General features: G+C 58.8%; 22 protein-coding genes. 2 read left to right on the top strand and 20 right to left on the bottom strand.

Annotated features, from left to right (window positions below):
• Nucleotides 1-49 precede the first annotated feature (49 nt).
• The 17 genes from secA to mraZ all read right to left on the bottom strand — a co-directional run bounded on the left by secA (nucleotide 50) and on the right by mraZ (nucleotide 20653).
• The gene (gene secA / locus AB5Z09_RS19370) at nucleotides 50-2770 is read right to left on the bottom strand and encodes a preprotein translocase subunit SecA (protein WP_236271768.1); all 2721 of its coding nucleotides are present in this window, start codon (nucleotides 2768-2770) and stop codon (nucleotides 50-52) included.
• 59 nt (nucleotides 2771-2829) lie between these two features.
• Nucleotides 2830-3735: a M23 family metallopeptidase gene (locus AB5Z09_RS19375; protein ID WP_005355107.1), complete on the bottom strand. Its 906-nt coding sequence runs from the start codon at nucleotides 3733-3735 to the stop codon at nucleotides 2830-2832.
• Nucleotides 3736-3875: 140 nt separating this feature from the next.
• On the bottom strand, nucleotides 3876-4799 hold the full coding sequence (lpxC, locus tag AB5Z09_RS19380) for a UDP-3-O-acyl-N-acetylglucosamine deacetylase (RefSeq protein WP_005336146.1): 924 nt from the start codon (nucleotides 4797-4799) through the stop codon (nucleotides 3876-3878).
• Nucleotides 4800-4898: 99 nt separating this feature from the next.
• Nucleotides 4899-6050 (bottom strand): cell division protein FtsZ, encoded by a 1152-nt coding sequence (ftsZ, locus tag AB5Z09_RS19385; protein ID WP_005336147.1) that lies wholly within the window; start codon nucleotides 6048-6050, stop codon nucleotides 4899-4901.
• A 39-nt stretch (nucleotides 6051-6089) separates the two neighbouring features.
• Nucleotides 6090-7349, bottom strand: a complete 1260-nt coding sequence (gene ftsA, locus AB5Z09_RS19390) for a cell division protein FtsA (protein WP_005336148.1) — start codon at nucleotides 7347-7349, stop codon at nucleotides 6090-6092.
• Nucleotides 7330-8082: a cell division protein FtsQ/DivIB gene (locus AB5Z09_RS19395; RefSeq protein ID WP_368196024.1), complete on the bottom strand. Its 753-nt coding sequence runs from the start codon at nucleotides 8080-8082 to the stop codon at nucleotides 7330-7332. Before AB5Z09_RS19395 ends, ftsA begins: the two co-directional genes overlap by 20 nt.
• A gap of 97 nt (nucleotides 8083-8179) precedes the next feature.
• Nucleotides 8180-9634, bottom strand: a complete 1455-nt coding sequence (gene murC / locus AB5Z09_RS19400; protein WP_005336150.1) for a UDP-N-acetylmuramate--L-alanine ligase — start codon at nucleotides 9632-9634, stop codon at nucleotides 8180-8182.
• Between the two features lie 111 nt (nucleotides 9635-9745).
• On the bottom strand, nucleotides 9746-10828 hold the full coding sequence (gene murG, locus AB5Z09_RS19405) for an undecaprenyldiphospho-muramoylpentapeptide beta-N-acetylglucosaminyltransferase (RefSeq protein WP_043821958.1): 1083 nt from the start codon (nucleotides 10826-10828) through the stop codon (nucleotides 9746-9748).
• The gene (gene ftsW / locus AB5Z09_RS19410; protein WP_005336154.1) at nucleotides 10828-12009 is read right to left on the bottom strand and encodes a cell division protein FtsW; all 1182 of its coding nucleotides are present in this window, start codon (nucleotides 12007-12009) and stop codon (nucleotides 10828-10830) included. The genes murG and ftsW overlap by 1 nt, the downstream gene beginning before the upstream one ends.
• Nucleotides 12006-13289 (bottom strand): UDP-N-acetylmuramoyl-L-alanine--D-glutamate ligase, encoded by a 1284-nt coding sequence (gene murD / locus AB5Z09_RS19415; protein ID WP_042079680.1) that lies wholly within the window; start codon nucleotides 13287-13289, stop codon nucleotides 12006-12008. The genes ftsW and murD overlap by 4 nt, the downstream gene beginning before the upstream one ends.
• A gap of 4 nt (nucleotides 13290-13293) precedes the next feature.
• Nucleotides 13294-14376, bottom strand: a complete 1083-nt coding sequence (gene mraY / locus AB5Z09_RS19420) for a phospho-N-acetylmuramoyl-pentapeptide-transferase (protein WP_005356635.1) — start codon at nucleotides 14374-14376, stop codon at nucleotides 13294-13296.
• The gene (gene murF / locus AB5Z09_RS19425) at nucleotides 14370-15725 is read right to left on the bottom strand and encodes a UDP-N-acetylmuramoyl-tripeptide--D-alanyl-D-alanine ligase (RefSeq protein ID WP_368196025.1); all 1356 of its coding nucleotides are present in this window, start codon (nucleotides 15723-15725) and stop codon (nucleotides 14370-14372) included. Before murF ends, mraY begins: the two co-directional genes overlap by 7 nt.
• On the bottom strand, nucleotides 15722-17254 hold the full coding sequence (murE, locus tag AB5Z09_RS19430) for a UDP-N-acetylmuramoyl-L-alanyl-D-glutamate--2,6-diaminopimelate ligase (protein WP_368196026.1): 1533 nt from the start codon (nucleotides 17252-17254) through the stop codon (nucleotides 15722-15724). Before murE ends, murF begins: the two co-directional genes overlap by 4 nt.
• On the bottom strand, nucleotides 17187-18941 hold the full coding sequence (locus AB5Z09_RS19435; protein WP_019444792.1) for a peptidoglycan glycosyltransferase FtsI: 1755 nt from the start codon (nucleotides 18939-18941) through the stop codon (nucleotides 17187-17189). Before AB5Z09_RS19435 ends, murE begins: the two co-directional genes overlap by 68 nt.
• Complete coding sequence (gene ftsL / locus AB5Z09_RS19440) at nucleotides 18938-19252, bottom strand: cell division protein FtsL (RefSeq protein WP_005336166.1); 315 nt, start codon at nucleotides 19250-19252, stop codon at nucleotides 18938-18940. Before ftsL ends, AB5Z09_RS19435 begins: the two co-directional genes overlap by 4 nt.
• Before the next feature lie 3 nt (nucleotides 19253-19255).
• Complete coding sequence (rsmH, locus tag AB5Z09_RS19445; protein ID WP_047438668.1) at nucleotides 19256-20194, bottom strand: 16S rRNA (cytosine(1402)-N(4))-methyltransferase RsmH; 939 nt, start codon at nucleotides 20192-20194, stop codon at nucleotides 19256-19258.
• Nucleotides 20195-20653, bottom strand: coding sequence for a division/cell wall cluster transcriptional repressor MraZ (gene mraZ / locus AB5Z09_RS19450; RefSeq protein ID WP_013723406.1), 459 nt, complete (start codon nucleotides 20651-20653; stop codon nucleotides 20195-20197).
• Between the two features lie 114 nt (nucleotides 20654-20767).
• Between mraZ and AB5Z09_RS19455 the strand changes: the two genes are divergently transcribed.
• Both AB5Z09_RS19455 and AB5Z09_RS19460 read left to right on the top strand, forming a co-directional pair.
• Nucleotides 20768-21040 (top strand): hypothetical protein, encoded by a 273-nt coding sequence (locus AB5Z09_RS19455; RefSeq protein ID WP_368196027.1) that lies wholly within the window; start codon nucleotides 20768-20770, stop codon nucleotides 21038-21040.
• A 269-nt stretch (nucleotides 21041-21309) separates the two neighbouring features.
• On the top strand, nucleotides 21310-22305 hold the full coding sequence (locus AB5Z09_RS19460) for a lytic transglycosylase domain-containing protein (protein WP_368196028.1): 996 nt from the start codon (nucleotides 21310-21312) through the stop codon (nucleotides 22303-22305).
• On the opposite strand, the gene AB5Z09_RS19465 is transcribed toward AB5Z09_RS19460, so the two are convergent.
• Genes AB5Z09_RS19465 through lafT form a run of 3 tightly spaced genes read right to left on the bottom strand, consistent with a single transcriptional unit; the run spans nucleotide 22238 to nucleotide 24493 of the window.
• Nucleotides 22238-22699 (bottom strand): hypothetical protein, encoded by a 462-nt coding sequence (locus AB5Z09_RS19465; protein ID WP_368196029.1) that lies wholly within the window; start codon nucleotides 22697-22699, stop codon nucleotides 22238-22240. The genes AB5Z09_RS19460 and AB5Z09_RS19465 overlap by 68 nt on opposite strands.
• Complete coding sequence (lafU, locus tag AB5Z09_RS19470; protein ID WP_368196030.1) at nucleotides 22686-23633, bottom strand: lateral flagellar motor protein LafU; 948 nt, start codon at nucleotides 23631-23633, stop codon at nucleotides 22686-22688. The genes AB5Z09_RS19465 and lafU overlap by 14 nt, the downstream gene beginning before the upstream one ends.
• Nucleotides 23633-24493, bottom strand: a complete 861-nt coding sequence (gene lafT / locus AB5Z09_RS19475; RefSeq protein WP_368196059.1) for a lateral flagellar motor stator protein LafT — start codon at nucleotides 24491-24493, stop codon at nucleotides 23633-23635. The genes lafU and lafT overlap by 1 nt, the downstream gene beginning before the upstream one ends.
• Between the last annotated feature and the right edge of the window lie 38 nt (nucleotides 24494-24531).

The following is a 24531-nucleotide window of genomic DNA, read 5'->3' on the forward strand; positions in this document are numbered from 1 at the left end:
ACCAATAACAAGGCGGGCACTTGGCCCGCCTGTTATGGCATAGCGTCGATCAGGTCAACTGACCGTGGCAGTGCTTGTACTTCTTGCCGGAACCGCACGGGCAGGGATCGTTGCGACCGACCTTCTGCTCGTCACGTACGAAGGTGATGTGCCCCTCTTCGCCTGCGGCCTGTTCATCGGCCAGCTGGCTCTCAGCGGCGGCGTGGGTATAGGTGCGGGGAGCGGCTTCCGCCTGCTGGCGCTGCTGCTCTTCCATCGCCTCTACATCGCGCTCCTGCACCTGAACACGGCTCAGGATGCTGACCACGTCGCGCTTGAGGGTTTCCAGCATCTGGGTGAACAGATCGAAGGATTCGCGCTTGTACTCCTGCTTGGGGTTCTTCTGGGCGTAGCCGCGCAGATGGATGCCCTGACGCAGGTGATCCATGGCGGCCAGATGCTCTTTCCACAGGCCATCCAGGGTTTGCAGCATCACTGCCTTCTCGAAGTTGCGCAGCACCTCTTTGCCGACCAGCTCCTCCTTGTGGGCATAGAGTTTGGTGGCTTCGTCCAGAATGCGCTCGCGCAGCTTCTCTTCATACAGCTTGTCATCTTCCGCCAGCCACTGCTGCAGCGGCAGATCCAGCGCGAAGTCGGCCTTCAGGCGTGCTTCCAGACCCGGCACATCCCACATCTCTTCGAGAGACTGGGGCGGGATGTACTCGTCGATCACCGCGCCGTAGACGTCGTCACGGATAACGTGGATGGTCTCGGAAATGTCGTTGGTATCCAGCAGCTCGTTGCGCTGCTCGTAGACCACCTTGCGCTGATCGTTGGCCACGTCATCAAACTCCAGCAAGCTCTTGCGGATGTCGAAGTTGCGACCTTCCACCTTGCGCTGGGCGTTTTCGATCGCCTTGGTGACCCACGGGTGCTCGATGGCTTCGCCCTCTTCCATGCCCAGCTTCTTCATCATGCCGGTCACGCGATCGGAGGCGAAGATCCGCATCAGGGTATCTTCCATGGAGAGGTAGAAACGGGAGGAGCCCGGGTCACCCTGACGACCGGAACGGCCGCGCAGCTGGTTATCGATACGGCGGGACTCGTGACGTTCGGTACCGATAATGTGCAGACCACCGGCGGCCAGCACTGCATCGTGACGCACCTGCCAGGCGGCTTTCAGCTCGGCAATCTGCTCGCTGGTCGGGTTCTCCAGCTTGGCAATCTCTGCCTGCCAGTTACCGCCCAACACGATGTCGGTACCACGACCGGCCATGTTGGTCGCGATGGTGACAGCGCCAGTCTGACCGGCCTGGGCAACGATCTCCGCTTCCATGGCGTGGAACTTGGCGTTCAGCACCTTGTGCGGGATCTTCTCTTTGGTCAGGATGCCGGAGAGCAGCTCGGAGTTCTCGATAGAGACGGTACCAACCAGTACAGGCTGGCCCTTGGCCACGCACTGACGGATATCTTCGATGATGGCGGCATACTTCTCATTGGCGGTCAGGTAGACCAGATCGCCCATGTCCTTGCGCACCATCGGCTTGTTGGTCGGGATAACCACGGTATCCAGGCCATAAATCTGCTGGAATTCAAAGGCTTCGGTATCCGCAGTACCTGTCATCCCCGCCAGCTTGTTGTAGAGACGGAAGTAGTTCTGGAAGGTGATGGATGCCAGCGTCTGGTTCTCGTTCTGGATCTTCACCCCTTCCTTCGCTTCAACGGCCTGATGCAGACCATCAGACCAGCGACGACCCGGCATGGTACGGCCGGTGTGCTCGTCGACGATGACGATCTCGTCTTTCTGGACGATGTAGTCCACGTTGCGCTCGAACAGGGTGTGAGCACGCAGACCGGCATTGACGTGGTGCAGCAGGCTGATGTTGGAGGCGGAGAACAGGGAGTCGTTCTCGTCCAGCAGCCCCTCTTTCTTGAGCAGCTCTTCCACGAAGATCTGACCGTTTTCGGTCAGCAGGGCCTGACGGTTCTTCTCGTCCACCGTGTAGTGACCGTCACCGGTGTACTCTTCGGTGTCTTCCTTGTCCTGTTTGACCAGCAGCGGGATCAACTTGTTGACGCGGATATAGAGCTCGGAGCTGTCTTCGGCTGGGCCGGAGATGATAAGCGGAGTACGGGCTTCATCGATAAGCACCGAGTCCACCTCATCCACCAGCGCGTAGTTGAGCGGACGCTGTACCCGCTGCTCCGGCGAGAACGCCATGTTGTCGCGCAGGTAGTCAAAACCGAATTCGTTGTTGGTACCGTAGGTGATGTCGGCAGCGTAGGCATCACGCTTCTGGGACGCATCCATACCGGGCACGTTGCAGTCGACGGTCATGCCGAGGAAGGCGAACAGCGGGCGGTTCGCCTCCGCATCACGCTTGGCCAAATAGTCGTTCACCGTTACCACGTGCACACCACGGCCGCTCAGGGCGTTCAGGTAAGCTGGCAGAGTCGCAGTAAGAGTCTTACCTTCACCAGTCTTCATTTCCGCGATGCGGTTGGAGTTCAGCACCATGCCGCCGATCAGCTGCACGTCGAAGTGGCGCATGCCAAACACCCGCTTGGAGGCTTCACGCACGGTCGCGAACGCTTCCGGCAGCAACTGCTCCAGGGTCTCACCCTGCTCGATACGCTGACGATATTCAGCCGTTTTGGCCTGCAACTCGGCATCGGAGAGAGCCTCGAACTGCGGCTCCATGGCATTGATCTGTTTTACAATTTTGCGCAAAGCCTTGAGCGTTCTGTCGTTCCGGCTGCCGATAATCTTGGTAAGCAGTGTGCTAATCATGGGTACCAACTATTTCTGGTTATAAAAGCGTTCCGTCACTGGAACCTGAAGAAAAAAACCTAACCCCGTCTGGCACTGAGAAAGCGTGCGGGGTTGACCTGACGACCATCTTTCAACACTTCGTAATGCAGATGGACCCCAGTCGCGCGACCGGTGCGTCCCATCAAGGCAATCTTCTGACCCTGATCAACCAGGGTGCCCACCTCGACCAGCAACTTGGAGTTGTGGGCATAGCGGGTGACCAGGCCATTGCCGTGATTAATCTCCACCATATTGCCAAATTCCGGATGACGGCCCGCCCAGCTGACAATGCCGGGCCCGGTAGCCAGAATCGGGGTTCCGGGTTTGCCACGGAAATCGACCCCTTTGTGCATCTTGGCACGCCCGTTGAACGGGTCGACCCGTCCACCAAACCCGGACGAGACCCAAACTCGCTCCTGTTTGACTGGCGTGCCGGAAATAAAACCGGCATCGGTGATATGGTGATTCATGATGAAAGATTCAAGTACCGACAGCTGCTCTTCACGGCTGCTGAGCTGCTGGCTGAGGTGTTTCATCGAGGCTTGCAGCTCGTTGAGGCTCACTTCCAGCTCTTCATCATAAGAAGGGCCGCCCATGGGGGGCAGCTCTTTGAAATTGAACTCGTCGGGATCGAGATCGGCCTGCTCGGTCAATCGTTCGCCGAGGGCATTGAGACGGCCAAGCTGGCCCTGCATGGTGCCCACCTGAGCTGCCAGCATTGCCAACTGTTCACGGGCTTCATCGCCACTCTGGTCGACGGACTGTTGCTCGGCAACGGCAAGCGCCACTTCCAGCGCCTCCATTTTCTGGTGCCAGCTCTGCCAGAGCCAACCACCACCAAGGGCCAACAGGGAGAAGAGAATACCGCCGACCCAGGCCAGACGTTGTTTGGGCAGGTGCAACTTGCGTCGCTGCTTGCCGTGGAGGATCAGGGTAATGCTCATAGAAATCAGTCTGCTCGGTCAGGTGCGGCCAGGAGCCTGCACGGGAAATAAAACCGGGAGATAATCGGTATTAAAGGATGGAGTAAACAAATGACGGAACGTCGGTGCGGAGAGAGGACCGACGTTCCGTTGCACAGCTATCAGGCCAGAACCAGACCGTTATCGTAGTAAGCGATAGGCGCTTTGTCGCCCTCACCCTCGAAGGTCACCAGTTCCCAAGCCTCCTGCTCGGCCAGCAAGGCACGCAGCAGCTTGTTGTTCAGGGCATGTCCGGTCTTGTAGGCACGGAACTCACCGATGATGCTGCGGTTACACATATAGAGGTCACCGATCGCGTCCAGCATCTTGTGCTTGACGAACTCGTCCTCATAACGCAAACCGTCTTCGTTCAGCACCCGATAGTCGTCCAGTACCACGGCGTTTTCCAGGCTTCCGCCCAGCGCCAGGTTCTGGGAACGCAGGTACTCGATATCGCGCATGAACCCGAAGGTACGGGCACGGCTGATCTCTTTCACGAAGGAGGCACCGGAGAAATCCAGTACGCAACGCTGATTGCGCCCTTCAAAGACCGGATGCTGGAAATCGATCTCGAGATCCATCTTGAAGCCGTTGCGATAGGGGTGGAATTCCGCCCACTTGTCGCCGTCTTCAACCCGGATGCTCTTCTTGATCCGCACAAACTGCTTGGCAGCATTCTGCTCACGGATCCCGACTTCCTGCAGCAGGTAGATAAAGGGATGCGCACTGCCGTCCATTACCGGGATCTCGGGTGCGTCAACCTCAACGTAGAGGTTGTCGATCCCCATCCCGGCCAGCGCGGCAGAGAGGTGCTCAATGGTAGAGACACGGACACCGGCTTCGTTGACCAGAGCGGTACAGAGCACGGTATCGCGCACCTGATCGGCATTGGCTGGCAGCTCCACCACAGGATTCAGGTCGGTACGCAAGTAAACGATCCCTGTGTTCACAGGCGCCGGACGGAACGTCATGGTGACTTTCCGGCCCGAATGCAGGCCGACACCGGTCGCCTGTACACTCGTTTTCAAGGTTCTTTGTCTAATCATGGGTGTACCCTAAACAGCTTAAAATCCGGACCAGATGGTCGTTGGCAGGCCATCTTAGCACATTCCTTGAACAACAAACAAACGAGAGCCATAAGAGGCTTAGTCAGCTTGCTTGCGCAGGAACGCCGGAATATCCAGGTAATCCGGTTCACGACGAGCTTGCGGCTCGGCGTTGACCACCTTGGCCGGGGCTTCGTCCATCACACGGCCTTGCATCATGTCGCTAACCAGCGGCTGACGCACCGGGCGCTCTTGCACCTGGCTGCTCTTGACCAAAGTGATGTCCGGCTTGCGCTCGGCACCGATACCGGTAGCAACCACGGTCACACGCAGCTCGTCGTGCATTTCCGGATCGATTACGGTACCCACAACTACAGTGGCGTTCTCGGAAGCGAAGGCCTTGACCGCGTTACCCACGGTTTCGAACTCTTCGATGGTCATGTCCATACCGGCGGTGATGTTGACCAGGATGCCACGGGCACCAGCCAGATCCACATCTTCCAGCAGCGGGCTGGAGATAGCTTTCTCGGCCGCTTCTTCGGCACGGTCATCGCCGGAGGCGGAACCGGTACCCATCATGGCGGTACCCATTTCACGCATCACGGTACGCACGTCCGCGAAGTCGACGTTGATCAAGCCTGGACGGGTGATCAGCTCGGCAATGCCCTGTACCGCGCCAAGCAGTACATCGTTGGCCGCCTTGAAGGCGTCCAGCAGGGAGATACCGCGACCCAGCACCTTCAGCAACTTGTCGTTGGGGATGGTGATCAGGGAGTCGACGTTTTTGGAGAGCTCTTCGATACCGTGCGCGGCGAAGCCCATCCGCTTCTTACCTTCGAAGGAGAACGGCTTGGTCACTACAGCAACGGTCAGGATGCCCATCTCGCGTGCCACCTCGGCCACGATCGGCGCAGCACCGGTACCGGTACCACCACCCATACCGGCGGCAATGAACACCATATCGGAACCGGTCAGCAGCTCACGCAGCGCTTCGCGATCTTCCATGGCCGCATCACGACCCACTTCCGGATTGGCGCCGGCACCTAGACCCTTGGTGATGCCACCGCCGATCTGCAGGGTAGTGTTGGCGCTGGAGTTACGCAGTGCCTGGGCGTCGGTGTTGACGGTAATAAACTCAACACCCTCAATATTTTGACGAACCATGTGCTCGACAGCGTTACCGCCGCCGCCACCTACACCGATCACTTTAATGACGGCTTCGTCAGTGTGGCTATCCATAAATTCAAACATGTTGTCTCTCCGCTTTATTTGCCTGACTCAGCAAAATTCTTAGAACTCGCCACGCAGCCAGTTGCTAACCCGTTTTACCAGGCCACCGACGCTTGCCTTGGCGGCATATTCTTTGTTGCTACCTGTGGCTTGATGGGTGCGGCCATATTGCAGCAACCCGACCGCAGTCGAGTACACCGGTGCTTGCACGTAATCACTCAAACCACGTATGTTCATGGGCTCTCCCACCCGGACCTGGCTCTGGAAGATCTGCTCTGCACACTCCACAATGCCTTCAATCTGGGCAGCGCCGCCGGTCAAGACCACACCGGCTGCCAGCTGATGCTTGACCCCCTGCGCTTTCAACTCGCTTTGTACCCGCACCAGCTCATCATTCACCATGGAGAGCAACTCGGTGTAACGGGGCTCAATCACTTCAGCCAGTGTCTGCCGTTGCAGGCTGCGCGCCGGGCGACCGCCGACACTGGGTACTTCAATATTGTCTTCCTTGCTGACCAGACGGCCGAGGGCGCAACCGTAGCGCACCTTGATCGCTTCCGCGTCGAGCGGCGGCGTGCCGAAGGCGTAGGCGATGTCGCTGGTCACAGTGCTGCCAGCGTACGGGATCACCTTGGTGTGGCGCAGGGCGCCGCCGGTAAACAGCGACATATCCATGGTGCCACCACCGATGTCCACCACGCAGACACCCAGCTCTTTCTCGTCTTCGGTCAGCACCGCGTAGCTGGAGGCCAGCGCGGAGAAGATCAGCTGATCGACTCGCAGACCCACTTTTTCGACACACTTCTCGATGTTGCGAGCCATGTCGTTATGGCAGGTGATGAGATGCACCTTGGCCGCCATCCGTACACCGGAGAGGCCGACCGGATTCTTGATCCCTTCCTGATAATCGATGGCAAACTCCTGAGGCAGCACATGCAGCACGCGCAGCTCATCGGAGAGGCGAACTGACTTGGCGGTGTGGATCACGTTGTCCACATCCTCCTGAGTCACCTCTTCATCGGAGATGGGCACCATACCGGTCTCGTTGCGGCAATCAATATGCTTGCCGGACAACCCCAGATAGACCGAACTGATCTGGCAATCTGCCATCATCTCGGCCTCTTCCACCGCGCGGCGCAGTGACTTGACCACGGAGTCGAGGTCATTGACCCCGCCCTTCTCCATTCCGCGAGAAGCGTGACTGCCCATACCGATGACGTTCAGTTCACCGTCCGGCAATACTTCCCCGACCAGAACCGCCACCTTGGTTGTGCCGATATCCAGTCCGACAATCAAATTCCTATCTGCGGTGTTGGTCATGCACTTTCTCTTCGCTCTTCTTCCAGCCAACTGCCATTCCGGTGTCATATCGAAGATCCACGTAGGCTACTTGCGCACGGGGTTCGATAACCGGGAAGGCATCGATAAACCGCTGCAGCCGGAGCGCAATGTCATTGCGTCCCAGGAACAGCTTGATATTGCCATCCAGGGTCAGTTCCCAGGCATGGCGGGGGGTCAGATTCACCCCCAGCAACTTGTATCCCTTGGCAGCCAGTTGCGACTCGTACTGCCGACTCTCTTTCAACACCCGGGCGGCCTGGTCATCCGGCCCTGACAGCTGCAACAGCGGCGTCTTGACCCGATCCGGGGCACTGAATACCTTGCCCTGGGTGTTGACGAAGCGGTTGCCATTCCAGCGCGCCGCCACATCTTGTTCCGTGAGGTAGATCTTGATCTTGTTCGGCCACTTCTTTCGTACCGAGACCGAGGCCACCCATGGCAAGGCATTGAGCCTTGCCTGCAATTCGTTGACGTCCAATTCGAAGAAGTTGCGCAGCTCGGCGCCATCCAGCACGGCCACCCGCAGCTCTTCGGTTTGCAAATACTGGTGTTGCCCCTGCAGCAACAGCTCGCTCATGGGCAACCGGTTGGCATCTGTCAGCCAACCTTTAACATCCAGCGCCGTCCGGTAGCAGCCCCATATCACCAGCAGGAAAAACGCTACCCCTGCGATGAAGCCACCCTTGGTGCGCCCCTGTGCCCTTGCCTCCACCCGATCGATCCCCGTGTAACGCGCTAAACCGGCCTTTGACAGACCGGTTCGCCATTATATAGGCCCCGGCTTGGCGGTCAAAATACTCATTGGGCCCTCAGGCGCCAGATTTCATGCTATCTATGCTCAATTTCATCTCTCCGAGACGACGGGCCAGCGCCCCGACGTTCCCGGCGCCTTGAGTCAGCACCAAATCCCCCTCGCCGATCAGGTCGGCCAGCACGGCTGGCACGTCATCTGGCGTGGCGACGAAGATGGGTTCCAGGTTGCCGCGCGAGCGAATGGAGCGGCACAGTGCCCGTCCATCAGCGCCCGGGATCGGCTCCTCACCGGCAGCATAAACCTCCAGCATCACCAGCACGTCTACCTTGGAGAGCACATCGGCGAAGTCCTCGTAGAGGTCGCGGGTGCGGGTATAACGGTGCGGCTGGAACACCATCACCAGACGCTTCTCGGGCCAACCGGCACGGGCAGCATTGATCGTGACCTTCACTTCGCTCGGGTGGTGACCGTAATCGTCCACCAGCATCGCCTTGCCGCGACCGGTTTCAAACTCGCCATACTGCTGGAAGCGACGACCGACCCCTTCAAATTTGGCCAGTGCAGAGATGATGGCCTCATCGCTAACACCGTCCTCTGTCGCGACAGCTATCGCCGCTGCGGCGTTCAATGCGTTGTGAATACCCGGCAAATTGAGGGTCACCTGCAGCTCACCCGCCTCTTTGCGGCGAACACGGAAGCAGCTGTGGTTGGTGGTCTGGACAAAATCCAGCACCTGCACATCGGCATCGTCAGAGAGACCGTAGGTCAAGGTCGGACGGGCAATCTCGGGCAACATGCCACGGATCACCGGATCATCGATGCAGACCACCGCCAGTCCGTAGAAGGGCAGGTTGTGCAGAAACTCGATGAAGGTGGCCTTCAGCTTGGAGAAATCACCGCCGTAGGTATCCATGTGATCCGCTTCGATGTTGGTCACGATAGAGACCATCGGCTGCAGATGCAGGAAAGAGGCGTCACTCTCGTCCGCCTCGGCGATCAGGTAGCGGCTGCTGCCCAGTCGGGCATTGGTGCCGGCACTGTTGAGCAAGCCACCGATGACGAAGGTCGGGTCGCGGTCGGCTTCGGCATAGATGCTCGCCACCAGACTGGTGGTGGTGGTCTTGCCGTGGGTACCGGCAATGGCGATACCGTGGCGGAAACGCATCAGCTCGGCCAGCATCTCGGCGCGGCGCACCACCGGGATCCGCAGTTCGCGGGCGGCCAGCAGCTCCGGGTTGTCCTGCTTGATGGCGGTAGAGACCACCACCACGCTGGCACCCTCAACGTGTTCGGCACTGTGGCCGACAAAGATGTGGGCGCCCAGTCCGGCCAACCGCTCGGTCACGGCGTTGCGAGCCAGATCAGAACCCGTTACCTGATACCCTTCGTTGGCAAGCACTTCGGCAATCCCGCCCATACCGGCACCACCGATGCCGATAAAGTGGATGCGACGCACGCGGCGCATTTCGGGGATCACAGTACGCAGTTTTGCCAGTTCAACCTTGGTCATAATCGTCTCTTTAGTCTGCCGCAGGCCATGCGCCGTCAAAGCGCGGCTGCACGGCGGCATCAATACATACAGGTACAAGGCTGCACGGTGTCACCGCTGCAACCTTGCTCATCAATCTTTACCACGCTGCCCGGTTGCGAGCTGTTTGCACTCATCTGCAACCCGCTCGGCCGCATCGGTGATGGCGACGCGGCGAGCCGCTTTCGCCATGTTAAACAGGGTCTCCCTGCGACCAGCCAGCCAGGTCAGACGCGCCGCCAGCGATGCGGTATTCAGCTCGGACTGGGGCAGGAACTCGGCCGCACCGCCGTCGACCAGGGTCAAGGCGTTTCGGGTCTGGTGATCATCCACCGCATGGGGCAGCGGCACGAAAATGGCGGCCACACCGGCGGCAGCCACTTCGGAAACGGTCAGGGCACCAGCACGGCAGACCACCAGGTCGGCCCAGGCGTAGGCGCTGGCCATATCCTTGATAAATTCGCTCACCTCGGCATTGATGCCGTGCTGGGCATAGGCAGCAGAGACGGCCTCAGCATTGCCCTTGCCACACTGGTGACGCACTTCAATGGGCACGCCGGATGCTGCCACCGCAGCAGGTACCTGCTCGTTGAGCACCCGCGCACCCAGACTGCCACCCACGATCAGCAGATGCAGTGGCTCGGCTCCGCTGCGCAGTTGTGGATCCGGCAGGGCAACCACTTCGGGACGCACCGGATTACCCACCACGGCGGTGCGACGGCTCGGCGCGAAGGCACCCGGAAATGCCATCAGCACCCGCCTGGCGATACGGGCCAGCAGCTTGTTGGTCATGCCTGCAGCAGCATTTTGCTCATGGAGCAGCAACGGGATGCCGGAGAACCAGGCCGCCACGCCACCCGGGCCGGAAGCAAAACCGCCCATGCCGAGCACCACATCAGGACGAACGGTCTTGAGCACCTGACGCGCCTGCAGGATCGATTTGACGATGCGATAGGGCGCCACCAGCAGTCGCTTGATGCCGTTGCCACGAACTCCCTGAATATCGATGAAGGAGATGGGATAACCGTGGGCGGGCACCAGCTCCGCCTCCATCCGGTCGGCAGTGCCGAGCCAGTGGACAGTCCAGCCCTGGGCCTTCAGGCGATCGGCCACGGCCAGACCGGGGAACACATGCCCACCGGTACCACCCGCCATCACCAACAGAGTCTTGCTCACTAAACCTCCCGCACGCGCGCCTGGGCTGTCGCCTGACGCAACTCAAAATCGATTCGAATCAACATGCTCACCGCCACCGACATGATGATGAGACTGGAACCACCGTAACTGACCAGCGGCAGGGTCAAGCCCTTGGTCGGCATCATGCCGCTGGCCGCGCCGACGTTGACGAAGGTCTGGAAGCTGAACCAGATGCCGATGCCGATGGCCAGATAACCGTCATAGAGCCGCTCTGCCACCAGCGCGCGATGCCCCAGCTTGAGCGCCTTGACCGCCAGCGCAAAAATCAGGAACAGAGCGCCCAGCACCCCGACGTAACCCAGCTCTTCACCGAGGATCGCAAACACGAAGTCGGTATGCGCTTCCGGCAAGTACTCCATCTTCTGGATGGAGTTGCCAAGCCCTTCGCCAAACCAGCTGCCACGACCAAACGCCATCAGCGACTGGGTCAACTGGTAGCCGCTGCCGAATGGATCGGCCCAGGGATCCATAAAGGAGGTCACCCGCCGCATCCGGTAGGGCTCGACGATGATCAGCATCACCACCGAGCCGAGGCCCGCGCCGATCAGGGTCAAAAACTGCCCCAGTCGGGCACCGGCCAGAAACAGCATGCCAAACGAGGTAACGAACATCACCACGGTAGAACCCAGATCAGGTTGCAACAGCAGCAAAACCGCCAGCACCCCGAACACCGCCAGCGGTTTCAGGAAGCCGATCCAGGCTTCACGCACTTCGCTCTGGCGCCGCACCAGATAGCCGGCCAGATAGACAAACAGCGCCAGCTTGCCAAACTCGGCAGGCTGCAGGTTGAAGGGGCCGAGCGGCAACCAGCGCACCGCACCGTTGACGTTGCGGCCCACCAGCAGCACCAGCACCAGCATCAAGATCGCCAGCAGCAGCATGGGGCCGTTGTGCTGTTGCCAGCGCGCCATCGGCACCTGCAACACAAACCAGGAGATACCGAGCGCCATCACCAGAAACAGGGCGTGACGCTTCACAAACATGAAGGGGTCATCCCCCAGCGCAATCCCCTCGGGAATCGACGCCGAGGCCACGATGACCACCCCGACCGCCATCAGGGAGAGCGCCAGCAGTACCAGCTGCCGATCGTAGAGACCGGCAGGACGCGCCGGTAACAGCCAGCGCTGGAACAAACCTGCTGCTGCGCGAAGGGCGTTCATAGTGCCAGCACCATCTCGGTGAAGCGATCGCCGCGCACCTCGAACGACTTGAACTGATCGAGGCTGGCACAGGCTGGCGCCAGCAGCACCCAGTCACCGGGCTTGGCATCGGCCGCCGCTTTGGCAACCGCAGCGGCCAGATCGGCCACCCGTTCGGTCTGCTCGCCCAGTGCCAGCAGCACCTCGGCATCCTGACCGAAGCAGTACATGTGATCGATCTGGTTGCCCAGCAGCGCCTGGATCGGGCCAAAATCCTGCCCCTTGCCCTGACCACCGGCCAGCAGCAGCAGGCGCCCCTTGACCGACTCGCGCACACCGGCAACGGCAGCCAGCGTGGCTCCCACGTTGGTGGCCTTGGAGTCGTTGATCCAGCGCACCCCGTTTACCTCGCGCACGAAGCGGGCGCGATGGGGCAAGCCCTCGAAGCGACGCAGCACGGTAAGCTGAGCCGAACGAGGAATGCCGACCGCATCGCACAGCGCCATGGCGGCCAGCGCGTTGGCCTGATTGTGGGCACCGACGATCTTCATCTCGTCTACCGCCAGCAGTGGTTCACCGTGCAACGTCAACCAGTAGCGGCCATCCAGCAGGCAACGGCCATAGCCATTGCAGTCGAGACCAAAGCTCTGCCACACCTGACCCACATCGGGCAGGGTCTGAGCATCGTCACGATTGACCAGAATGTGTTTGGAGTGCTGATGGATCTCCATCTTGGCGGCACGATAGTCGGCCATGCCCTGATAACGATCCATGTGATCTTCTGAGAGGTTCAGCACCACGGAGGCGGCAGCACGCAAACTGTGAGTAGTTTCCAGCTGGAAGCTGGAGAGCTCCAGCACGCAGAGATCCATCGGCTGCTTGAGCAGCTCCAGCGCCGGTGTACCGATATTGCCGCCCACGCCGACATTGAGACCGGCTTCGGCAATCATCTCGCCCACCAGGGTAGTGACGGTGCTCTTGCCGTTCGAGCCGGTGATGGCGATGACCGGGGTCTGGGTCTCGCGCACAAACAGCTCGATATCACCGACGATCTGCACGCCACACTCGGCAGCCGCTTTCAGTTCGGGGGTCGCCAGCGCGATACCCGGGCTCGCGACAATCATGTGCGCCTGCTTGAGCAGCGCCTCGTCGAGCCCGTGGATCAGCTCCACCTCCGGCGGCAGTTGATCCTTGCCGGGCGGGTTGGCGCGGGTATCCATCACCAGTGGCGTCACGCCACGGCCGAGGAAGTAGTCGACACAGGAGAGCCCGGTTTTGCCCAATCCGATGATGATGACCATGGCCTTACCTCACCTTCAGGGTGGCAAGACCCAGCAGCACCAGCACGAGGGTGATGATCCAGAAGCGCACAATGACGCGCGGCTCCGGCCAGCCCTTCTTCTCGTAGTGGTGATGGATCGGCGCCATGCGGAAGATCCGCACGCCGCGCAGTTTGTATGAACCCACCTGCAGGATCACCGAGACAGTCTCCATCACGAAGACGCCACCCATGATCACCAACAGGAACTCCTGACGGACCAACACGGCGATGGTACCGAGCGCGCCGCCCAGCGCCAGGGAACCAACGTCCCCCATAAAGACCTGCGCCGGATAGGTGTTGAACCAGAGGAAACCCAGACCCGCGCCGACGATGGCGGTACAGACGATCACCAGTTCGGAGGTATAGGGCACGTAGGGAATGTGCAGGTAGCTGGCAAAGTTGACGTTACCGGTAGCCCAAGCAATCAGAGCAAAGCCCCCCGCTACCATCACGGTCGGCATGATGGCCAAGCCGTCGAGACCGTCGGTCAGGTTGACCGCATTGGAGGTACCGACGATGACAAAGTAGGTCAGCACGATAAACATCAGGCCAAGCTGCGGCATCACATCCTTGAGGAAAGGCACCACCAGCTGGGTCTGCCCCTCATGGGTTGCGGTCGCATAGAGGAACACAGCCACCGCCAGCGCTACCGCTGATTGCCAGAAATACTTCCAGCGCGCGATCAGGCCGTCGGTATTCTTGCGCACCACCTTGAGGTAGTCGTCGGCAAAGCCGATGGCGCCATAGGCACCCAGCACAAACAGCACCAGCCAGACATAAGGGTTGTCGAGGCGGCACCAGAGCAGCACAGACGTGAAAATCGCCGCAATGATCATCAGGCCACCCATAGTCGGGGTGCCCCGCTTGCTGAGGTGGGACTCGGGACCGTCGTTGCGGATCACCTGACCGAATTTCAGGATCTGCAGGCGACGTATCAGGCGCGGCCCCATCCAGAGGGCAACCCCCAGTCCGGTGATGATCGACAGGATGGCGCGAAACGTCAGGTAGGAGAAGACGTTGAAGAAGGTGAAGTGCGGGGTGAGCAGTTCGGCCAGCCAGACTAGCATGTGGCTGACTCCTGATGGCCTTTGACCATCTCGACGATATCTTCCATGCGGGAGCCACGTGCCCCCTTGACCAGAATCGAAATTTCCTGATGTGTATTTATCATTTGCGCAAGCACTTCAAACAACGACGCCTTGTTATCGAAATGTCGGCCAACCGCTGCATCTGCGGTGTGGCGACTCTCTTCCCCCACTGTCAGCACGGCATCCAGACCGCGCTCGCGGGCATGACGGCCAACCCGAGCGTGTTGCTCGGCAGACTCCTCACCCAGTTCCCGCATATCACCGAACACCAGCACCTTGAAACCACCCATGGCGGTCAGGGCATCGATGCCCGCCAGCACGGATTCCACGCTGGCATTGTAGGTATCATCCACCAGAGTCAGACCACCCCAGCGCTGCACGCAGAAGCGCCCCTTGACCGGCGCCATCTGTTCCAGCCCCGCCTTGACGGAATCGAGGGATGCGCCGAGGGCCAGACAGCCCGCGGCGGCAGCCAGTGCGTTGGCCACGTTGTGGCGACCCGGGATCGCCAGAGTCAGGCTCAGCTCGCCTTGCGGGGTTACCATCACGAACTCGGCACAACCTTGTCCGTTGAGTACAAGGTTGCGCGCGTGGAACGGCTGACTCTGATCTTCGATAGAGAAGGCGCACTGAATGCCACGCTCACGCCACTTCGGCCAGAATTCGTTGTCGGCGTTGACGATGGCGGTGCCACCCTCGCTCAGCCCCTCAAAGATTTCACTCTTGGCGTGGAACACCCCTTCCAGCGAGCCGAAGCCCTCCAGATGGGCCGCCGCCACGTTGTTGATGATGGCGGCATCGGGTTTGGCCAGTGAAGTAGTCCAGGCGATCTCGCCCGGATGGTTGGCACCGAGCTCCATCACCGCAAACTTGTGTTGCGGTTCGAGGCGCAGCAGGGTGAGCGGTACGCCCACCTCATTGTTGAAGTTGCCGGCGGTGGCCAGCACTTCCCCTTCGTTGCGCAGGATGGCGGTTGCCATCTCCTTCACCGTGGTCTTGCCGCAGCTGCCGGTAATGGCCAGCACTTTCGGGTTGATGCGCTCGCGTACCAGCTTGCCGAGTCGGCCCAGTCCTTTCAGACTGTCGGTCACCACCAGCTGGGGGATGGCCAGCGGCAGCTCACGCTCGACCAGCAGGGCAGAGGCCCCTGCCTGAACGGCCTGCTCGCAAAAATCGTGGGCATCGAAGCGCTCGCCGCGCAGGGCAACGAACAGGGCACCCGCGCCCAGAGTGCGGGTGTCGGTACTGACGACGGTGATCTCGCCGTCGTCACCAATCAGACGGGCATCGAGTACCTGAGCCAGCTCGGCAAGCCTGAGGGTCATCATTTGAATGACTCCAATAATGTGTGCAAGGCGGCCGCAACGGTTTCCCGGTCGCTGTAGTGCCGCTTGTCGGTTCCAATGATCTGATAATCCTCGTGACCCTTACCGGCCACCAGGATGATGTCCTGTTTGCTCGCCTGACCGATGGCCAGCGCAATCGCCTTGACCCGGTCATGCTCCACCTGCACCGCAGCAGGATCGCGAAGACCCGCCACCATGTCGGCCATGATCCGGGCCGGCTCCTCGGTACGGGGATTGTCGTCGGTCAGGATCACGCGATCCGCATACTGCTCGGCCATGGCGGCCATCATGGGGCGCTTGCCGCGATCGCGGTCGCCACCACAACCGACCAGACACCAGAGCTGGCCTGTACAGTGCACCCGCAGGGCCTGCAATGCCTTCTCCAGCGCATCCGGGGTGTGGGCGTAATCGACCACCGCCAGCGGCGTATCGCCACCGCCGAAACACTCCATGCGACCGGTCACTGGTTGCAATTTCGGGGCAGTTGCCAGCAGCTCGTTGAAGTCATAACCGAGCACCAGCATCACGCCCATCGCGGCCAGCACATTGCTGACGTTGAAGCGCCCGAGCAAGGGGGCGGATAATACACCATTCCCCCAGCTGGAGTTAATCTGCGCGCGAAAACCTTGCTGGTGAAAATCGAGCTGCTGCGCCGTTAATTGACGACCAGAATGCTGTTCAATCGGGCCATTAACGCTGAACGCCACCACTGCCGGGTATTTTTCGAGCCACTTGGCACCCAGCTCGTCATCGCGGTTGATCACTGCATTCGACTCATCGACCAGCTGCAACAGCTGCTCTTTGGCCGCGCCATAGGCTTCCATGGTGCCGTGGTAGTCGAGGTGATCCCGGCTCAGATTGGTGAAAACGGCAGCGGCAAAGGGCAAAGCTGCCACACGGTGCTGTACCAGACCGTGGCTGGAGACCTCCATCGCCACCAGATCCGCGCCCTGTTCTTGCAGCGCAGCCAGATTGGCTTGCACCTGCACGGCGCTGCCGGTGGTGTTTTCCGCTTCGATCAGATGGCCAAACAGGCCATTGCCGATGGTGCCCATCACGCCCGCTTTACCACCCAGCAGGGTGCGCCAGTTGGCGACCAGCAGCGCCGTAGTGCTCTTGCCATTGGTGCCGGTGATCCCGACCAGATCCAATTTTTGGGCTGGCTGATCGTAGAAATAACCTGCAAGAGCAGAGAGGTGAGCGGGCAGATCCCGCATCCCGATACAGGGAACCGGAGTCGATGGTGGGATAAATTCACCATCCTCCTCAAACACAACAGCGGTCGCTCCCTGAGCCACCGCCTGTTCGATAAACCGTCTGCCATCCACCTGATGGCCGCGAATGGCCACGAAGAGCGAGCTGGGGCCAACCCGCCGACTATCCAGCTGGATATCGGTCAGGGTGAGCGCCGGCGCCTGGATACCGAAGGGGCGCAGTAATGCATCAAGTGCGCGGGACAAGAGAAGCCTCCGTACGGGCAAGTTTGGTGGGCACCGCTGGCGGCACCGCATCGGGACGAATATTGAAGAGCTGCAGCACCCCGCCCATGGCCTCTGCAAACGGTGGGGTCGCCACGGCGCCGCCATAGTAGGCGCTGCCTTTTGGCTCGTTGATCACCACCACCATGACGAAACGGGGATCACTGGCGGGTGCGAAACCGGCAAACCAGGCCATGTAATCCTTGCCATAGCCACCGGCGACGGCGACCTTGGCGGTACCACTCTTGCCACCGACCCGATAGCCCGGGATCTTGGCTTTTGGAATGGCGTTGTCGACCACGTACTCCAGCGCCTGCAACATGGCAGCGGCGTTGTTGTGATCAATAACTTGCTCACCCTTGGGCGGCGTAGTCACCTTGACGATGGAGAGCGGCACCCGTTTGCCCTTATTGGCCAGAGTGGCATAGGCGGAAGCCAGTTGCAGCGGGGTGACCCGCAGACCATAACCAAACGAGAGGGTTGCCCGCTCGATATCGGACCAGCGACGACGCTGGGGCAACATGCCGCTACTCTCGCCCATCAGCCCGCTGCCGGTATCCATGCCGAAACCGAACATGCTGAGGGTATTGATCATCTCCTGCGCCGGCATCCGCAGCGCGATGCGCGACATACCGATGTTGGAGGAGTAACGCAGGATATCGTAGAGGTTGGTCGCCTTGTGGATACTGACGTCCTTGATCTGCTTGGCACCGATAAAGAGCGGACCACCGGGAATGAAATCTTTCCAGCTGGTGACACCTGCCTGCAAGGCACTGAGCAAAATCAATGGCTTGACGGTCGAACCCGGCTCGTAGGTATCGGTCACCACCCGGTTGCGTACCCGGAAGCTCTGATACTGGCCGCGGTTGTTCGGGTTATAGGAGGGGGTGTTGACCATGGCGAGTACTTCACCGGTCTTGATATCCAGCATCACCATGGAGCCGGAGGTCGCCTTGTTCTCGTCGGTTGCCCGCTTGAGGGCACGGTAGGCCAGAGCCTGCACCCGCTGATCGATACTAAGCTGCAGATCGTTGGCGTTCTTGCCCTCTTTGACGATGCCAAGCCGCTCGATGACGCGACCTTGACGATCCTTTCGTACCCGCATTTCGCCGGGTGTCGCCGTCAGCCACTCGTTGTAGCTGCGCTCAATCCCTTCAATACCGCTGCCATCGATGTTGGTCACCCCCACCAGATGGGCGCTGATCTCGCCGGTCGGATAGAAGCGGCGCGCTTCGGGGCGCAGGTAGATGCCACCCAGCTTGAGCCCCTTGATATATTCCGCCACCGCAGGAGTAACCTGACGCTGCAGATAGACGAAGCGTTTGCTGGGGTTGGCGATGCGGTGTTTGAGGGTATTGATGTCGAGCTTGAGCACGGCGGAGAGAGCCAGCCAGGCTCGCTCATTATTGATGGCACCAGATTCATGCACCGTCTTGGGATCGGCCCAGACAGCTTCGACCGGCACAGAAACCGCCAGCTGCTCGCCGTTGCGATCGGTGATCATGCCGCGCACCGCCTGGGTAGAGGTGGTACGCAGGGAACGCATGTCCCCTTCTTGACGCAGACGATCCGGATTGATCACCTGGATCCAGGCCAGACGCAGGATCAGACCCACAAACGCGATGCCGATAAACACCGCAAGCGTGCGAAAGCGCCACGGATAGATCGATGGCGCTTTGACATTCGCTTTGGCAGCTTTGGCTGTAGCCTTGCGTTTCATGGTTGGGTAATTACCTTCTCGGTGGTCACCAGCGGACGACCCATCTGCAACTTGTCCATCGCCAGACTCGCCACCCGGGAGTGTTCAGCCAGGGTGCCCTGTTCCAGCAACAGGTGGCGCCATTCGATATTGAGGCGATCCTCTTCCGCCATCAGATCGTTCTGCTTGGCCGTCAGACCACGGGTCATGTTGGTCACCAGGATCACGGCAAACGCGGTCACCAGCACGGCGACCGACAGAAAAATCTGCAGCTTGTGCCGCCAGAGATCGGCAACGATCTCCTTGGCCAGATGAACACGCACTTCGCTCATCGCTTACTCCGCCAACCGTTCGGCAACCCGCAGCACCGAGCTGCGTGACCGGCTGTTTTCAGATACTTCATGATCAGAAGGCTTGAGCGCCTTGCCGACCGACTTCAACTTGCGACCGCCAGCCAGCTGGGCCTCGGTCAACGGAATGCCGTAAGGCACTTCCGGCCCCTTCTCGTGCTTGCGGATGAAATGCTTCACCAATCGGTCTTCCAGCGAATGGAAGCTGATAACCGACAGACGGCCATGTGGTGCCAGCACGTCCAATGCACCGTTGAGCGCGGTTTCGATCTCGTCCAGCTCGCTGTTGATATAGATGCGAATGGCCTGGAAGCTGCGGGTTGCCGCATGCTTGCCCTTCTCCTTGCTCGGATTGACCCGGGCAATCATCTCCGCCAGTTGACGGGTACGCACATAAGGTTCGGTCACGCGGTCGTGCACGATGGCACGGGCGATCTTCTTGGCAAAACGCTCCTCACCGAAGGTCTTCAGCACCCAGGCGATGTCATCCACATCGGCCTTGGCCAGCCACTCGGCAGCGCTCTGACCGGAAGTGGGGTCCATCCGCATATCGAGCGGACCATCTTTCATAAAGCTGAAGCCGCGCTCGGCATCATCCAGCTGGGGTGAAGAGACCCCCAGATCCAGCAGGAAGCCATCCACCTTGCCCAGCAAACCGCGCTCATCCAGATAGGAGGCGATGCCGGAGAAGGGGCCATGCACGATTTCGAAACGGGGATCCTGGATCTTGGCGGCCTCGGCGATCGCCTGCGGGTCGCGGTCGATGGCGATCAGGCGGCCATTGGGGCCAAGGTGCTGCAGGATCAGACGAGAATGACCACCACGGCCAAAAGTACCGTCGACGTAGACACCATCCGGCTTGATGGCCAGACCTTCAACGGCTTCGTGCAGCAGCACTGTGATGTGTTCAGCGGCTTGGGTCATTTATAAAGAGAAATCCTGTAGTCGTGGTGAGCTTGCCCAATCGTCCCCGGGCAGACCCAAGATGTCGTCATTGACCTGTTGTTGCCAGCGGGCTTCATCCCACAGCTCAAACTTGTTGAGCTGGCCCACCAGCATGATTTTCTTGTCCAGCCCCGCATGGTTGCGCAGTGGCTGACTGAGCAGCAGACGGCCATTGCCATCCAGCTCGCATTCAGTTGCATGTCCCAGCAGCAGGCGCTGCAAACGGCGCTCTTGCGGATTCATGCTGGAGAGAGTTTTGAGCTTGCGCTCGACCTCTTCCCATTCATTCAGGGGATAAAGCAGTAGACAGGGATGGGCAATATCGATGGTGCAGACCAGCTGGCCGTCGCTTTCGTCGCGCAGCCAATCACGGAATTTGGTCGGAATTGCCAGCCGCCCTTTACTGTCCAGGCTGATGGCATGAGCGCCACGCAACAAATTGCAGTCCCTGAAGGTGAGTGAGCAGGCAGATTGCCCCTCTAAAAACCACTTTGATCCACTTTTCCCCACCTTGAAGTTTAAGGACGTGCAGGGGGCTTTTCAAGCAAGGAGATGGGACAGAGGGAACATATTGACGCAGCAATTGCATACCGCGGATTGAGTGGGTTGATTTTCCAAGAGTTATTGCTGAAAAAACAGAAAGTGATTAATAAGCAGCAAGTCGGTGAGCAGTCACTATCTGGGCGATATGATGAAACGGAACAATACCACGGCACAGAGCAAAATACTGACACATATCACTGGATAGATGATGTAACCATCTTTCGAACGGCGAGCACGCAGAGACACCAGCTGGCAGAGCAACAGATTGTAAATAATCAGTAGGGATGTCAGCAGAATATTGGTGGCAAATGTCAGCTCGTGAGCATACCCGATGTACAGTCCCATCAGTATGAAATTGGCGAGTATCAGATACAGCAAAAACTTCTGAATCGCTTTACCCGAATTTCGGCTCTTTTTTACTCGTGTTATCATGCTTGCTAAGTCCTGGATTACACATGATCAAGCGACCTTAAATTCAAAAAACTGTTGAGATATATCATGTTTTTATTATTGCGCGATCCTTGTTCAACCATTACCCCATGACCAGGCTCATGTTTTTACTAATGTGCGGGATGTTAATGATATCAACATCTTGCCATGCTTATCACAATTATCACTGGCAAGCAGGTTTCCCTGTCCCGATTCAGGGTAAAGGGGTCGACTTGGTCAGCCAGCAACAACAATTCCTGTTGAAGCAGCGCCCTTATCTCCAACAACGTCTTGCGGAGACACAACCCGTTATTCGCTGGGTCGCGGAACAGGTTCACGAACGCAAACTGCCGCCCTTGCTTGCCTTTGTTCCTTTACTGGAAAGCAGTTACCGATTGGATGTGGTCTCTGCTGCAGGCGCCGCAGGCCCTTGGCAACTGATGTCAGATACCGCCACCCGACTTGCCATTCCCATCACCAGCGAATTTGATGGGCGCTATTCACTGCCATTGGCGACAGAGGCTGCCCTTTCCTATTTGGCATGGCTGTATCGCTTCTTTGGCAATGACTGGCTGCTTGCTTTGGCCGCCTACAACGCAGGAGAAGGGCGGGTACTCAATGCGGTTTTAAAAGCGGAGACACGTAATATATGGGAACTGGAGCTTCCGACTGAAACACGCTTTTATGTCGCGCGCTTTGTTGCGCTGGCAAGACTACTTGATATGGCTGACAGCTATCAGTTTCAACTTCCGCCATGGCACAGCGGCAATGATTTGCAAATATTCCGTCATCCGAACGGCTGCTCACTGCCCGCGTGGGCTCAGGCGAAGGGCGTGCCAATGAATGAAGCCAGCCGCTGGAATCCGGCCTGGCAACACCCTGTCGCACAAGGGATAACCAATTGTCCGATCGTCTATAGCAAGGGCAAGGCCCCCACCGCCAACCGGAAAAAAGGGGCGACCGCCATTGCCAAAGCGGTCTCACTGGACAGTCTGCATGACCCCCTTTTGCTTAAAGCTGCCAGGGGGCTTGATATGAGTCGAGGCGAGATCAGACTGGAACGCTTGCCTGATCCTCTTGGGATTCAGCAGAAGCGGCCGCTGATTGCGGCACCATGAAACAGTGGCGCCAGTGGCTCAGTACCGGAGCCAAATCAACCTCTTCCGGATATGACCAGCGAGCCCCGTAAAAACAGAGCTGCCGGCCAATGGCGCGACGATGAGTGATGTCGCAATCCAGCGCAATTCGCGGCAACAGGGCGAGCTTCACCGTTTCGGGTAATTCAAATCGGGCCGGAGCAAGGAAACCGACCCCGCCCGGACCAATGTCTTTGATCACTGCGCGGCCAATGCTCTTGTCAAACAGCAATCCGGAAATCAGCAATCTGGCCGCAATACCACAACTCTGTGACTCGAAAGGCGTTGTTCCATCGTGCAGATACCAGCGCGGTACTTTTCGGCGTGGATCATTGTGCGAGGTATGCAGCGGAAACTCGATCTCAGGGTCGTCCATGGGAAATAATCTCCTTGGCATGGGTGGTTGCCGCTTGCGTTTGGGAGCTGAAAAGTTGCTCCAGATTGGTTTCCGCCTGAGTTGTCATGACCAGCAATTCAATGCGCCGATTACGGCTGCTTTGCGGATTCCGGGTATCTTCCAACATGGTATCAGCCATAGAGACCACCTGCGCGACCCGATCAGACGGCATACCGCCCGCTAGCAATACCCGCCTTGCCATCATGGCGCGGTCTGACGAGAGTTCCCAGTTGGTGTAGTTGTCACCCGCAAACGGTGTACTGTCGGTATGGCCAGAAATCATGACCCGATTCTCGATACGCTGGAAAATGGGGGCCAATGCCATCAACAGGTGACGAAAAAATGGAGTGATACGTGCACTGCCACGGCTATACATTTCCCGATCAGCGTCATCGCGGATCAGGATCCGCAATCCTTGGGGAACAATCTGAATCTCGAGGTTATTGTTAGCTTGCATTTGTTCAGCCAGATCATTGATGAATCCAGCTAATTGCTGCATCTGACCTTCACCTTCGAGCTTTCCAACCAGCAGATTTTCGTACCCGCCGTTAGGCCCATCTGAAAAAATGCTCTGGCGGCGATCCATATGCTTGGGCATCAGCTGCCCCTGCTGATCGAACTTGGGGTTCAGCTCATCGATCACCGAGGGATTTCCCCCCAAATCGACAGGATAGGGGCTATTGCGTATGTCAAACGGGTTGGACTCACTGTCCATGATGCTGTAGTCCCGCAGACGGCTGGCAACAATTTCCCGCTCCTCCTGGTTAGATACCGCCAGGATCCAGAGCACCATAAAGAACGCCATCATGGCCAACGTGAAGTCGGCAAATGCCACCTTCCAGGCACCCCCTCCTTTAGGGGCACTATTACGTCGCTGCTGGCGCTTGACGATAATCTGCTCGTGATTGCGCATTACATTGCCCTGTTGTTCACCCAATCTTCCAGTTCAAGGAAGCTTGGTTTGACTTCAGGTTCCAGGATCTTGCGACCTGAATCGACGGCCAGCAGCGGTGTCTTGCCACGCAACTGGGCAATCAGGATCGACTTGATACACATCAACAGGCTAATACGACGCTTGACCATCTCTTCCATTGCGTTACTGACCGGCTCCAGCAAGCAGTAACAGAGAAAAATCCCGATAAAGGTTCCCACCAGAGCGGCCGCTACATGAACGCCAATGTTACTCAGGGGGCCGTCCAATTGCTGCATGGTGATGATGATCCCCATCACCGCAGCAAGAATGCCGAAGCCCGGGCAGGCCTCGCCTGTCTTGTGCAAAGCATGGGCAGGCTTGAGCATGTCCTCTTCAATGGCCATGATCTCCTGCTCCAGCACGGCATCCAGTTCATGGGGTGTGATCTTGCCCATCCCGAGCAAACGCAGGTTATCGATAATGAAACCAAGCAGTTGGGGATCTTCCGAAATCTGGGGGTACATCAAGAAAACCGAGCTCTGCTGGGGATTTTCAATATGCTCGTCGAGCGCCTTCATCCCTTTGTTGCGTGTCTCCTCCAGCAGTTGATGCATCAGAGTCAACAGCTCACGATAGACCTCGCTCTCTTCGTTATTAGGAGGCTTGAAGCACATTTTGATCTGCCGCCACATTTCGTGCATCACCTCTTTCGAGTTGCCCAGAAACATGGAGCCTACCGCTGCGCCGATGATAATGATGAGCTCGGCTGGCTGCCACAAGGCGAGGAGATTTCCCCCGGCCATCATGAAGCCACCCAGCACACATACTAAAATGACGCCGATGCCAATCTGTTTTTGCATGAATGTTCCCGCACGATACAAGAAGGGTCACCAGTAAA

The sequence above is a fragment of the Aeromonas sp. R2-2 genome (genome assembly GCF_040908355.1).
GTDB lineage: Bacteria > Pseudomonadota > Gammaproteobacteria > Enterobacterales > Aeromonadaceae > Aeromonas > Aeromonas veronii.